General features: G+C 44.0%; 11 protein-coding genes. 9 read left to right on the top strand and 2 right to left on the bottom strand.

The genetic code is table 11. The features are described 5' to 3' along the window. The first annotated feature begins 467 nt into the window (after nucleotides 1-467). From AB5443_RS04970 to AB5443_RS04980, 3 genes are all read left to right on the top strand, one after another. Nucleotides 468-761, top strand: coding sequence for a nucleotidyltransferase family protein (locus tag AB5443_RS04970; protein ID WP_073344298.1), 294 nt, complete (start codon nucleotides 468-470; stop codon nucleotides 759-761). Beyond that, nucleotides 745-1,149: a DUF86 domain-containing protein gene (locus AB5443_RS04975; protein WP_073344295.1), complete on the top strand. Its 405-nt coding sequence runs from the start codon at nucleotides 745-747 to the stop codon at nucleotides 1,147-1,149. The genes AB5443_RS04970 and AB5443_RS04975 overlap by 17 nt, the downstream gene beginning before the upstream one ends. 293 nt (nucleotides 1,150-1,442) lie before the next feature. Then, on the top strand, nucleotides 1,443-1,877 hold the full coding sequence (locus AB5443_RS04980) for a DUF6078 family protein (RefSeq protein ID WP_022139689.1): 435 nt from the start codon (nucleotides 1,443-1,445) through the stop codon (nucleotides 1,875-1,877). 210 nt (nucleotides 1,878-2,087) lie between these two features. Here AB5443_RS04980 and AB5443_RS04985 read toward each other — a convergent pair whose 3' ends face one another. Continuing rightward, nucleotides 2,088-3,470, bottom strand: a complete 1,383-nt coding sequence (locus tag AB5443_RS04985; RefSeq protein ID WP_368113290.1) for an MATE family efflux transporter — start codon at nucleotides 3,468-3,470, stop codon at nucleotides 2,088-2,090. Nucleotides 3,471-3,545: 75 nt separating this feature from the next. Between AB5443_RS04985 and lysS the strand changes: the two genes are divergently transcribed. Genes lysS through AB5443_RS05000 form a run of 3 tightly spaced genes read left to right on the top strand, consistent with a single transcriptional unit; the run spans nucleotide 3,546 to nucleotide 7,651 of the window. After that, on the top strand, nucleotides 3,546-5,276 hold the full coding sequence (gene lysS / locus AB5443_RS04990) for a lysine--tRNA ligase (protein ID WP_195407623.1): 1,731 nt from the start codon (nucleotides 3,546-3,548) through the stop codon (nucleotides 5,274-5,276). Between the two features lie 23 nt (nucleotides 5,277-5,299). Continuing rightward, nucleotides 5,300-6,295, top strand: a complete 996-nt coding sequence (locus AB5443_RS04995) for an NAD(P)H-dependent glycerol-3-phosphate dehydrogenase (RefSeq protein WP_022139686.1) — start codon at nucleotides 5,300-5,302, stop codon at nucleotides 6,293-6,295. A gap of 18 nt (nucleotides 6,296-6,313) precedes the next feature. Next, a complete protein-coding gene (locus tag AB5443_RS05000; protein ID WP_195663612.1) occupies nucleotides 6,314-7,651 on the top strand; it encodes a glucose-6-phosphate isomerase in 1,338 nt (445 codons plus the stop codon). 97 nt (nucleotides 7,652-7,748) lie between these two features. Here AB5443_RS05000 and AB5443_RS05005 read toward each other — a convergent pair whose 3' ends face one another. Next, nucleotides 7,749-8,255: a DUF5035 domain-containing protein gene (locus AB5443_RS05005; RefSeq protein ID WP_073344290.1), complete on the bottom strand. Its 507-nt coding sequence runs from the start codon at nucleotides 8,253-8,255 to the stop codon at nucleotides 7,749-7,751. 191 nt (nucleotides 8,256-8,446) lie between these two features. Between AB5443_RS05005 and AB5443_RS05010 the strand changes: the two genes are divergently transcribed. From AB5443_RS05010 to AB5443_RS05020, 3 genes are all read left to right on the top strand, one after another. After that, nucleotides 8,447-9,256: a hypothetical protein gene (locus tag AB5443_RS05010; RefSeq protein ID WP_368113293.1), complete on the top strand. Its 810-nt coding sequence runs from the start codon at nucleotides 8,447-8,449 to the stop codon at nucleotides 9,254-9,256. A gap of 33 nt (nucleotides 9,257-9,289) precedes the next feature. Next, nucleotides 9,290-9,964: an HAD family hydrolase gene (locus AB5443_RS05015; protein WP_195664185.1), complete on the top strand. Its 675-nt coding sequence runs from the start codon at nucleotides 9,290-9,292 to the stop codon at nucleotides 9,962-9,964. A 51-nt stretch (nucleotides 9,965-10,015) separates the two neighbouring features. Next, on the top strand, nucleotides 10,016-12,494 hold a 2,479-nt coding region (locus AB5443_RS05020; RefSeq protein ID WP_368119593.1), incomplete at its 3' end, for a bifunctional fucokinase/fucose-1-phosphate guanylyltransferase.

Here is a 12,494-nt window from a genome sequence, read left to right on the forward strand (position 1 = left end):
TGTTTTGTTGTGAGCCACTTTGACATAAAAAACGGAACTAAGTTAGTAATTAACTTGTTCCGTACCTTTTATTATAAAAGAGTACGGAGCTGTCTAATCCCGCCAGCAGGAGGTAGTAACGGCTACCCTTCAGATACGGGCAGACAGCCCGTACTCTATGAAAAGTCATAGAAGTACAGGCGTCTTCCCGGCATCTGAAAAAAATCCGTTACAATTTCCTGCTAGCCGAGGAAACGCACAATCGCATACCATAAAAGCGGCATGCTACGTTCCGATGACAAAGGTACAAATACTTTTCGGAAAATAACAAGAGAGAGTTATAAATGTTTAGGAAAAATCAAGAACAAAGGATTCTTTACCCCTTATCACTATTTTCTAACATACTACAAATCAGCACAAGTTATAGTCTCCAACTTTTCTTTATATCAAAATAATTGCTACCTTTGTTCCTATAAATAGAATAGAAAATGAAAACAACCGCTGAAATACTTGATATATTACGCGATTTCAAAGCACACTATGCTGAGAAATACGGAATAATCACTTTGGGGTTGTTTGGTTCCGCCGCCAGAGGAGAGCATGATGAAACAAGTGATATTGATATTTGCATAAAGTTACAAGAGCCTGACTATTTTACAATACAGGATATAAAGGAAGATTTAGAAAAAATATTCCGTACAAAAGTGGACATCATCTCACTAGGAGCTATCATGCGCAATTTTTTCAAAAAAAGTCTAGAAGAAGATGCGATCTATATCTAAAGAAAAAATAGTAGGCATGCTACATTTCGTTGAAGAACAAAGTTCTTTTATAGAAAGAACAACGAAACATCTAAATTCATACCATGACTTTTTAACCTCTGACTCTGCTATGGTACTATTTAATTCTACTTGCATGTGTCTTCAAACAATAGGAGAAACAGTGAGACAAATAGACAACCTTACAGAAGAAGCATTACTAGTTGAAAATTATAAAGAGATTCCTTGGAAACGAATTATAGGTTTACGCAATATATTATCCCATGAATACGCCGCTATCGACCCCGAAGCAATATTCAATACCATAAAAAGAGGAATTCCACCTCTATTAATCACTATAAATAGCATTATTACAGACATAGAAAACGGTAAGCATAACTCTTTATTTTAAAACAATAAGACGTTAATTTATCTATCAAGTCTGTCCTACTCACTTGTTCTCTTTAGTATTCATCAATTGTTTGATATGCTTTACAATTAAATTTTATTTCGTATACAGAATAAAATACACATCATTTTGTTTCGTATACAAAACAAGTAGATTTATACTCTACATATACCTAGCATGGAGTGCAGTATTCCTTTTCTTCCATTTTCTTTCGATTATTCCAGCGTTTTTGTGTAAGTTTGCCACCTGTAAACAGAATATGAAAACAACAGCAAACTATAAAAGCATTGAGAATCATGGACCCAAAAATTGACTTTAACGACATCCCTAAAAAATATTTATACTGCACCCACAGCAAATGCCCGCGCCGCAATAAATGCCTACGCCATCAAGCTACGCTCTGCATACCGCAAAACGTTACTGATTTCCGAACAGTCAACCCAAGCCACATAGCAGGAAATGAGAACAACTGCAACTTTTTCAAACCATACTGCACTTCACGCTTTGCTTGCGGAATGGACCATATATTGGATAACATTCCATATACTACAGCCGTGACCATCCGCAAAGAATTATATTCCTTAATGGGACGCAGCATGTTTTACCGCATCCGTAACAAAGAACGGATGCTGCATCCTGACGAACAAGAACAGATTATCGCCGTCTTTCTAAAACATGGCATCAAAACCAAACCTGAATTCGACAAATACATAAATTTATTCGACTGGTAAAGCCCTTATCATAAACGCTAAGAAAATGCCGTTTCAGAGCATTCTAGCAGGGGGAAATACTCATGCCTATGAGAAAAAATTCTCAGTTCAATGAGAATATATTCTCATATGTATGAGTATTTTTTCTCATAGGCATGAGTATCGTTGAGAAAAACTTGCTCTATAAACAAAATTGTTGTACTCTCGAAAAGTATTGCAGCAAACCAGTCGTCAGACAGGCTTCTTCCGGAATTGGCGGAACTGCCACCAAAGCATTGTTCCCGCTATCAGACTGGCTGTCAGGTCGGAAATCGGCATACTTATCCAGACTCCTAATTGCCCATAATAACGAGGGAGAATCAACAGGCAGGGAATCAGGATAAGAACCTGACGGGATATCGAAAGGAAGATTGCCTTGCTTGCCATACCGATGCTCTGGAAGAAATTGGACGTCACCATCTGAAAACCGACAATGGGAAAGAACATCACTACGATACGCAATCCTTTGGCAGAAATATCCACCAGTTCCTGATGCGTAGTAAAGATAGAAACCGCCAATTTGGGAATCAACATTCCCATCAGAAATCCGGCAGTGGTTACGATAGTAGCAGCATAAATCGTTATTTTCAAGACTTTTGTCACACGCGGATATTGCTTGGCCCCATAGTTATAGCCGGCAATCGGCTGCATACCCTGATTCAGTCCCATTACAATCATGACAAAGAGGAATACCAATCGGTTGACAATGCCGAACGCTCCGATAGCCAAGTCACCGCCGTGATGTTGCAAGCCTTGATTGATAAGAATGACGATGAAACAGGCTGCCAAGTTCATAAGGAAAGGCGCCATGCCGATAGCCAGGGAATCGGCCACGATTTTCCTCTTCAACCGGAAGATACCTTTGTGGAAGTGCAACAGTTCTTCTTTATTAGAAAATAGTTTGAACTGCCATGCTAACGCGATGACCTGTGCCGTAATGGTAGCGATAGCCGCTCCCTGTATTCCCCAGCCGAAGCCATAAATAAAAACAGGGTCAAGTATCGTGTTAATCACCACCGTAGCAATCGTGGCATACATCGCCTTCTGCGGATGTCCTGCCGAACGAAGTACGGCATTCAGACCTAAATAAAGGTGGGTGACGACATTACCCGATAAGATAACGACCATATAATCGCGGGCATACCCTACCGTGGCATCACTACCGCCGAAGAAATAAAGAATAGGGTCGAGAAATATCAATGTGACAACCGTAAAGGCAAGTCCGATGATAATATTCAGTACCAGCACATTGCCGAGTACCCGTTGTGCGGTGTCGTAATCTTTCTGTCCCAGTTTCACCGAAACCAGTGTAGCTGCTCCCACACCGACCAGCGATCCGAAAGCGGCGGCGAGATTCATCAGCGGAAAGGTTAGCGCCAATCCGGAGATAGCCATTGCTCCTACCCCGTGACCGATGAAAATACTATCTACCATATTATATAGAGAAGACGCCGTCATGGCGATAATTGCCGGAATGGCATACTGCATTAAAAGCTTCCCAATCTTTTCTGTTCCCAACGCAGTGGGTGTCTTTTGTCCTGTCATACCTATTAGTTTGAGGGCGCAAAGATACAAAAAAGAGACAGATTACGGGATATATGAGAAAAGTTTCGTATTTTTGCCCACAAAATTGAGTTAATACGTAACGAAATGAATATACTAGAACTAAGTGAACAGGAAATCATTCGACGCAACAGCCTGAATGAGCTTCGTGCAATGGGTATCGACCCATACCCTGCAGCAGAGTATGTAACCAATGCTTTCTCTACAGATATTAAAGCTGAATTCAAGGATGAGGACGAACCGCGCCAGGTTTCCGTAGCCGGACGTATTATGAGCCGCCGCGTAATGGGTAAGGCTTCTTTCATCGAATTGCAGGACTCTAAAGGCCGCATCCAGGTGTACATCACCCGTGATGACATCTGTCCGGGAGAAGACAAGGAACTGTACAACGCTGTATTCAAACGCCTGCTCGACTTAGGTGATTTTGTAGGTATCGAAGGCTTCGTGTTCCGCACACAGATGGGTGAAATCAGTATCCATGCCAAGAAACTGACTGTACTCGCCAAGTCTCTCAAACCGCTGCCTATCGTAAAATATAAGGATGGCGTAGCTTACGACTCTTTTGAAGACCCCGAACTCCGTTATCGCCAACGGTATGTTGACCTGGTGGTAAACGACGGTGTAAAAGAAACATTCCTGAAGCGTGCCACCGTAGTGAAAACAATGCGCAGCGTTCTCGATGAAGCCGGATACACGGAAGTGGAAACTCCTATCCTGCAATCTATTGCCGGCGGAGCAAGCGCACGTCCGTTCATCACGCACCACAACTCACTGGATATTGACCTTTATCTGCGCATCGCAACAGAGCTTTATCTGAAGAGACTGATTGTAGGTGGTTTTGAAGGTGTATATGAAATAGGTAAGAACTTCCGTAACGAAGGTATGGACAAAACCCATAATCCGGAATTTACTTGTATGGAACTTTATGTTCAGTACAAGGATTACAACTGGATGATGAACTTCACCGAGAAGCTGTTGGAACGTATCTGTATCGCTGTGAACGGCTGTACGGAAAGCGTTGTTGACGGAAAGACCATCAGTTTCAAGGCTCCTTACCGCCGTCTGCCTATCCTCGATGCTATCAAGGAAAAGACAGGATACGACCTGAACGGCAAGAGCGAAGAAGAAATCCGCCAGGTGTGCAAGGAACTGAAGATGGAAGAAATCGACGACACGATGGGTAAAGGCAAGCTGATTGATGAAATCTTCGGAGAATTCTGCGAAGGTACTTATATACAGCCGACTTTCATCACCGATTATCCGGTGGAAATGTCTCCGCTAACCAAGATGCACCGTTCCAAGCCGGGACTGACCGAACGTTTTGAGTTGATGGTGAACGGTAAGGAGCTGGCGAACGCTTACTCGGAATTGAATGACCCGCTCGACCAGGAAGAACGCTTCAAAGAACAGATGCGTCTGGCTGACAAGGGTGACGACGAAGCAATGATTATCGACCAGGACTTCCTGCGTTCTTTGCAATATGGTATGCCTCCTACATCGGGTATCGGCATCGGTATCGACCGTCTGGTTATGTTAATGACCGGACAGACTACCATCCAGGAAGTATTGTTCTTCCCGCAAATGCGCCCGGAAAAGGTGGTAAAGAAAGACGCAGCCGCCAAATACGTGGAACTGGGAATCGCTGAAGACTGGGTTCCGGTTATTCAGAAAGCCGGCTACAATACGGTAGAGGATATGAAAGATGTCAACGCGCAGAAGCTACACCAGGATATCTGCGGCATCAACAAGAAATACAAATTAGAGCTGACCAATCCGTCGGTAAACGACGTAACTGAATGGATACAGAAAATTAAATAAGTTCTTCATCCAAAACCATACAAATGAAATTACCCGGTAAGATAGCGATAATGGGCGGTGGAAGTTGGGCCACGGCTATTGCGAAGATGTGTCTGGCTCAAGAAGACTCTATCAATTGGTATATGCGACGCGACGACCGCATCGCTGATTTCAAGAGATTGGGACACAATCCGGCTTATCTGACAGGAGTGAAATTCGATACCAAGCGTATCTCTTTCAGTTCCAACATCAATGATGTTGTGAAAGAATCGGATACGCTGATTTTCGTCACTCCTTCCCCTTATCTGAAGGCTCACTTGAAAAAGCTGAAAACGAAGATAAAGGATAAGTTCATCATCACCGCTATCAAAGGAATCGTACCCGACGATAATATTATTGTATCAGAATACTTCACAAAGGAATATGGCGTACCACCCGAGAACATAGCTGTGCTGGCAGGCCCCTGCCACGCGGAAGAAGTAGCCCTGGAACGCCTCTCTTATCTGACCATCGCCTGCCCCGACAAAGACAAAGCACGCATCTTCGCGCGCCGGTTGGGAAGCAGTTTTATCAAGACCTCTGTTAGTGACGACGTATCGGGTATCGAATATAGTTCGGTACTCAAAAACGTGTATGCCATCGCCGCCGGTATTTGCAGCGGACTGAAATACGGCGATAACTTCCAGGCTGTACTGATTTCCAACGCTATCCAGGAGATGAACCGTTTCCTGAATACGGTACACCCGCTGAACAGAAACGTAGATGAATCTGTTTATCTCGGTGACTTGCTGGTGACGGGATACTCCAACTTCAGCCGTAACCGGACATTCGGCTCGATGATAGGGAAAGGATATTCCGTAAAGAGTGCGCAGATTGAAATGGAGATGATTGCCGAAGGTTACTATGGTACGAAATGTATCAAGGAAATCAACAAGCATCATCACGTCAATATGCCGATACTGGACGCTGTGTACAACATCCTGTATGAACGTATCTCACCTATGATTGAGATTAAATTACTAACTGATTCTTTTAGATAACCTTTAAACAAGAAAGATATGATTAGCTTGAACATTGAAAAGACTTTTGGATTTATCTCCAAAGAAAAGGTTTCTGCCTACGAAGCAGAGGTGAAAGCCGCACAGGAAATGCTTGAAAAAGGAACAGGCAAAGGAAATGACTTCTTAGGATGGTTACACCTGCCTTCTTCCATCACCAAAGAACATCTGGCTGATTTGAACGCTACCGCAAAAGTATTGAGAGATAATTGCGAAGTGGTAATCGTTGCCGGTATCGGTGGTAGCTACCTGGGTGCACGTGCTGTAATCGAAGCTTTGTCTAACAGCTTCACTTGGTTGCAGGAAAAGAAAACGGCTCCTGTCATGATTTATGCCGGACACAATATCAGCGAAGATTATCTGTATGAGCTTACTGAATATCTGAAAGATAAGAAATTCGGTGTTATCAATATCTCTAAATCGGGAACTACAACTGAAACCGCGCTTGCTTTCCGTCTGTTGAAGAAGCAATGTGAAGACCAACGCGGCAAGGAAACTGCAAAACAAGTAATCGTTGCCGTTACAGACGCCAAGAAAGGTGCTGCACGTGTTACTGCCGACAAGGAAGGTTACAAAACATTCATCATCCCTGATAATGTAGGCGGACGTTTCTCTGTACTGACTCCGGTTGGTTTGCTGCCGATTGCTGTTGCCGGATTCGATATTGAGCAACTGGTTGCCGGTGCTGCCGACATGGAAAAAGCATGTGGCGCAGACGTTCCGTTTGCCGAAAACCCTGCTGCTATCTACGCTGCTACCCGTAATGAACTGTACAGAAACGGAAAGAAGATCGAAATCCTCGTCAACTTCTGCCCGAAACTGCATTATGTAAGCGAATGGTGGAAACAGCTTTACGGAGAATCAGAAGGTAAGGACAACAAGGGTATTTTCCCCGCATCAGTAGACTTCTCTACCGACCTTCACTCTATGGGACAATGGATTCAGGAAGGTGAACGTACTATCTTCGAAACTGTCATCTCACTGGATAAGGTAGACCATAAACTGGAAGTTCCTTCTGACGAAGCCAACCTCGACGGTCTGAATTTCTTAGCCGGCAAGCGTGTAGACGAAGTGAACAAGATGGCTGAACTGGGAACTCAACTGGCTCACGTAGACGGTGGCGTACCTAATATGCGTATCGTTCTCCCTTCATTGAGTGAATACAATATCGGCGGCTTGCTTTATTTCTTCGAAAAGGCTTGCGGTATCAGCGGTTATCTGCTGGGCGTGAATCCGTTCAACCAACCGGGCGTAGAAGCATACAAGAAGAATATGTTTGCTTTGCTTGACAAACCGGGTTATGAAGAAGAGTCTAAAGCGATTCGTGCTAAATTGTAATAGAATAAAGTCTATATATAAAAAAGAAGCGGTTTTCTGTAAACCGCTTCTTTTTTATATCCTGTACCAAAGTTGTTTTTATGCTTTTTCGTTACCTTTATTCTTCTTTTTCATCATCGACTTTTGTTTTTAAGCCGATTTCTTCTTGTGCTCCTTCACATTCAGCTTTAGAGGAAAGATAGAATTCCAGTCTTACATCACCGTTCTTATCCACATGTGCAATGGTAGCCCGCACCATAATCCGGGTCTGCGTCACACCGTCTTTAAAACGAAGCTGCCCATTCTCTTCATCCGTGAGGTTTCCTTCGGTAGACACTTCAGTTTTCTCATAGACGAGCTTGGTAGCCAATGCCTCATCATTATCTTTCTGAAGCTTGAAAGTTTTCAGTTCCGCTCCGTTTCCGTCCAAAAATAAAAACGCATCGACCTTATCTCCCACCTTCAAAGCCGGCAGCTCATCCATCTTATTAGCATAGTCCTCTCCTTTTTCACTGTCCGGTTCAGCCTTCACATATAGCTTTTCGATCTTAATCACAGGACTTTCCCCACTATTGGAACAAGCGCCTAAAAACAATGGTAGCAACAATAATACTCTCTTTTTCATGCTATCGTCGAGTTTATAACGCTACAAAAATACACATAATCTTCTAAACAGCAAATATTTGTGTTGTTAATCACATAACAGCCTTGTTTACAACTATCTTGCCATTCTACTTTATCTCTCATTTTTTATCGTTATCTTTGCCTCGTATATGGGGATGATTTAAAACGACTCAACTTAAAAAAAATAATAGAATGGAACGAAATCTACTAAAGAAATCCTACGGGTTCGTGCTACTATGTAGCTTGTTATTATTGATGGTATCAATCAGCAGTTGCCAGGAAAGTAAACTCAAAGCAGTAGTTGCTATTGCAAACAAACAATGCCCAATGGATATGGGAGAAGTCGGTACGATTACCAGCATCACCTATGACGGGAGCAATGTAGTGTACACGCTCAACATGAATGAGAGTATTACCGATATAGCCATCTTGAAGGACAACCCCGAAAGCATGAAAGAGTCTATCAAGATTATGTTCCGGAATCCGGCGAAGGATGTCAAAGAGATGCTTAAACTGGTAGCTGAATGTAACGCAGGACTTCAAATGAAGTTTGTAGGGAAAGACTCCGGTGAAGAGGCGGTCTGCGAACTCACTCCCGAGGAAGTAAAAGAAGTTCTCAAAGCAGAATCCGACCCGTCACAAAGCGAGCGTGCCAAGCTTGAAGCGCAACTGAAAATGGCAAACCTGCAATTCCCGATGCAGGCAAGTGAAGAGATTCTTATAGAGAAGATTGAACTCAGCGACGAATCGGTTGTTTATATCTGCAAAGTAGACGAAGACGCATGTCCCGTCAGTCAGATTGAAACGAATGCGGAAGAGGTGAAAAAAGGAATCGTTGCCAACCTGGCAGGACAAGGCGACCCGGCAACCCAGCTATTCCTGCAAACTTGCATCAATAATGACAAAAGCATAGCTTACAGATATATCGGTACGGAATCCGGCAATCACTATGATATAGTCATCACCCTGCCCGAACTGAAGAAAATGATAATAAAAAAATAAGTATTACGAAAAAGATTCTACGACGTACCAAGTATGAAAAAGAAACTGAAAGCCGTCCTGTTCGACATGGATGGCGTACTTTTCAACTCTATGCCCTACCATTCCGAAGCCTGGCATAAAGTAATGAAATCTCACGGGCTCACTCTCAGCCGCGAAGAAGCGTATATGCACGAAGGACGGACGGGAGCTGCCACTATCAATATCGTATTCCAACGTGAACTGGGCAGGGAAGCTACCCAAGAAGAAATAGAAAGTATCTATCAGGAGAAAAGCGTCCTGTTCAACTCGTATGCGGAAGCGGAACGTATGCCCGGCGCATGGGAGTTATTGCAAAAAATAAAGAGTGAAGGACTGGTTCCGATGGTCGTGACCGGTTCGGGACAGCTTTCGCTGCTTGAACGGTTGGAGCACAACTTTCCGGGAATGTTCAAAAAGGAGTTGATGGTTACGGCTTTCGACGTGAAATACGGAAAGCCGCATCCTGAACCTTATCTGATGGCGCTTAAAAAAGGCGGATTGAGCGCAGACGAAGCCGTTGTCATAGAAAATGCCCCGTTGGGAGTGGAAGCCGGACATAAGGCGGGTATCTTCACAATTGCCGTAAACACAGGGCCGCTGGACGGACAGGTTTTACTGGATGCGGGAGCTGATTTACTGTTCCCTTCCATGCAAGCGCTTTGCGAAGCTTGGGACAATCTGGATATATAAGCATCTGTTTCATTCATTAATACGTTTATCTTTAAAAACAATGATTCTACTATGCAAAAGTTATTATCCTTACCCCCTAACTTAATCCATTGTTTTCACGAACTGGAAGAAGTGAATCATGCCGACTGGTTTTGTACGTCAGACCCTATTGGAAGCAAGTTGGGTTCCGGCGGTGGAACTACCTGGCTGCTGCAAGCCTGCCATCAGGAATTCGCACCTCAAGATACTTTTAGCTATTGGATAGGACGCGAAAAAAGAATATTGCTCCATGCGGGCGGACAAAGCCGCCGTCTGCCAAGCTACGGTCCTTCCGGCAAGATATTGACTCCCATTCCCATTTTTAGTTGGGAACGGGGGCAAAAGCTGGGACAGAATCTGCTGTCATTACAGCTTCCGCTATACGAAAGAATCATGAAGCAGGCGCCTGCCGGACTGAATACCCTGATAGCCAGCGGAGACGTGTATATCCGTTCGGAAAAGCCGTTGCAGGATATTCCCAATGTAGACGTCGTATGCTACGGTCTGTGGGTGAACCCTTCGTTGGCAACACACCACGGCGTATTTGTATCCGACCGGAAGAGCCCGGAAGTTCTCGACTTCATGTTGCAGAAACCTTCGCTTGAAGAATTGGAGAGTTTATCCAAGACGCATCTTTTCCTGATGGACATCGGCATTTGGATTCTGAGTGACCGCGCCGTGGAAGTATTGATGAAGCGTTCATTAAAAGAAGGGACAGACGATATTAATTATTATGATTTATATTCGGACTATGGGCTGGCTTTGGGAGAGCATCCTAAAACTAAAGATGAAGAAATCAACCGATTGTCCGTAGCTATATTGCCTTTGCCCGGTGGAGAATTTTATCATTATGGTACAAGCCATGAACTGATTTCTTCTACACTGTCTATACAAGACAAGGTACGTGACCAAAGAAAAATCATGCACCGGAAAGTAAAACCGAATCCGGCTATTTTTATTCAAAACTCCATCACTCAGGTGACTCTTTCTGCCGATAATGCAAATCTTTGGATAGAAAACAGTTATATAGGAAAAGGCTGGAAACTGGGTTCCCGTCAAATCATAACAGGAGTTCCTGAAAATCATTGGAACATCTGTGTGCCGGATGGTATCTGTGTTGATATTATTCCTGTCGGCGAAAATGATTTTATAGCTCGTCCGTATGGATTGGATGATGTATTCAAAGGAACATTGGAAAAAGTTACGACTACTTATCTCAATATCCCGTTCCCGCAATGGATGGAAGAAAGAGGAATTACGTGGGACGACATAAAAGGTTGCACGGACGATTTGCAGGCTGCTTCTATTTTCCCTAAAACTGCTTCAATAGAAGAACTGGGGATATTAGTACGTTGGATGACATCGGAACCGCAATTGGAGAAAGGAAAAGAACTTTGGCTGAAAGCGGAGAAAGTTTCTGCTGATGAAATCTCGGCGGGTGCTAATCTTAAACGTCTTTATGCACAGCGCAGCTGTTTCCGCAAGGAAAACTGGAAAGGATTGGCTGCCAACTACGAAAAGAGTGTATTCTATCAATTAGATTTGCAGGATGCAGCTAATGAATTCGTACGTTTGGGCTTAGAGACTCCCGACGCCCTGAAAGAGGATGCCGCTCCAATGGTTCGGATACATAACCGTATGCTTCGTGCACGGATTATGAAGTTACGCGGAGAGGATGCTTGCCAAAAAGAAGAACAGGCAGCATTCCATTTGCTTCGCGACGGTTTGCTGGGAGCTATGGCAGAACATAAAAATCGTCCTGTACTCAGCGTCTATTCCGACCAAATCGTATGGGGTCGCAGTCCTGTACGGATTGATGTGGCCGGGGGATGGACAGATACTCCACCCTACTCTCTTTATTCAGGCGGAAGTGTCGTTAATCTCGCTATCGAATTGAATGGTCAGCCACCATTACAGGTATATGTGAAGCCCTGCAAAGAATATCACATCGTGCTCCGCTCTATCGACATGGGCGCCATGGAGATTATCAGGAACTATGAAGAACTGCAAGACTATAAGAAAGTCGGTTCTCCGTTCTCCATTCCTAAAGCAGCACTCTCCCTTGCCGGCTTTGCACCGTCATTCTCCGCCGAATCTTACGCTTCACTGGAAGAGCATTTGAAAGCTTTCGGTTCGGGACTGGAGCTTACATTATTGGCTGCTATTCCGGCAGGTTCCGGCTTGGGTACCAGTTCTATTTTAGCATCTACCGTTCTCGGAGCTATCAATGACTTCTGCGGACTGGCTTGGGACAAGAATGATATTTGCAGCTACACATTAGTACTGGAACAGCTTCTGACTACCGGCGGCGGTTGGCAAGACCAATACGGTGGTGTATTCTCGGGCGTTAAGTTACTTCAATCCGAAGCAGGCTTTGAACAAAACCCTTTAGTACGCTGGCTACCCGACCAACTCTTTGTTCATCCTGACTATCGCGACTGCCACTTGCTATATTATACGGGAATCACCCGTACAGCCAAAGGTATATTAGCTGAAATTGTCAGCTCTATGT

This window comes from Bacteroides sp. RTP21281st1_H5_RTP21281_210402 (assembly GCF_040918965.1).
Taxonomy (GTDB): Bacteria; Bacteroidota; Bacteroidia; order Bacteroidales; family Bacteroidaceae; genus Bacteroides; species Bacteroides congonensis.

Bases quoted from the DNA above. Each gene is read 5' to 3' on its own strand.
- AB5443_RS05010 (WP_368113293.1), top strand. From the start codon at position 8,447: ATGGAACGAAATCTACTAAAGAAATCCTACGGGTTCGTGCTACTATGT.
- AB5443_RS04980 (WP_022139689.1), top strand. From the start codon at position 1,443: ATGGACCCAAAAATTGACTTTAACGACATCCCTAAAAAATATTTATAC.
- AB5443_RS05000 (WP_195663612.1), top strand. From the start codon at position 6,314: ATGATTAGCTTGAACATTGAAAAGACTTTTGGATTTATCTCCAAAGAA.
- AB5443_RS05015 (WP_195664185.1), top strand. From the start codon at position 9,290: ATGAAAAAGAAACTGAAAGCCGTCCTGTTCGACATGGATGGCGTACTT.
- AB5443_RS04995 (WP_022139686.1), top strand. From the start codon at position 5,300: ATGAAATTACCCGGTAAGATAGCGATAATGGGCGGTGGAAGTTGGGCC.
- lysS (WP_195407623.1), top strand. From the start codon at position 3,546: ATGAATATACTAGAACTAAGTGAACAGGAAATCATTCGACGCAACAGC.
- AB5443_RS05005 (WP_073344290.1), bottom strand. From the start codon at position 8,255: ATGAAAAAGAGAGTATTATTGTTGCTACCATTGTTTTTAGGCGCTTGT.
- AB5443_RS04975 (WP_073344295.1), top strand. From the start codon at position 745: ATGCGATCTATATCTAAAGAAAAAATAGTAGGCATGCTACATTTCGTT.
- AB5443_RS04970 (WP_073344298.1), top strand. From the start codon at position 468: ATGAAAACAACCGCTGAAATACTTGATATATTACGCGATTTCAAAGCA.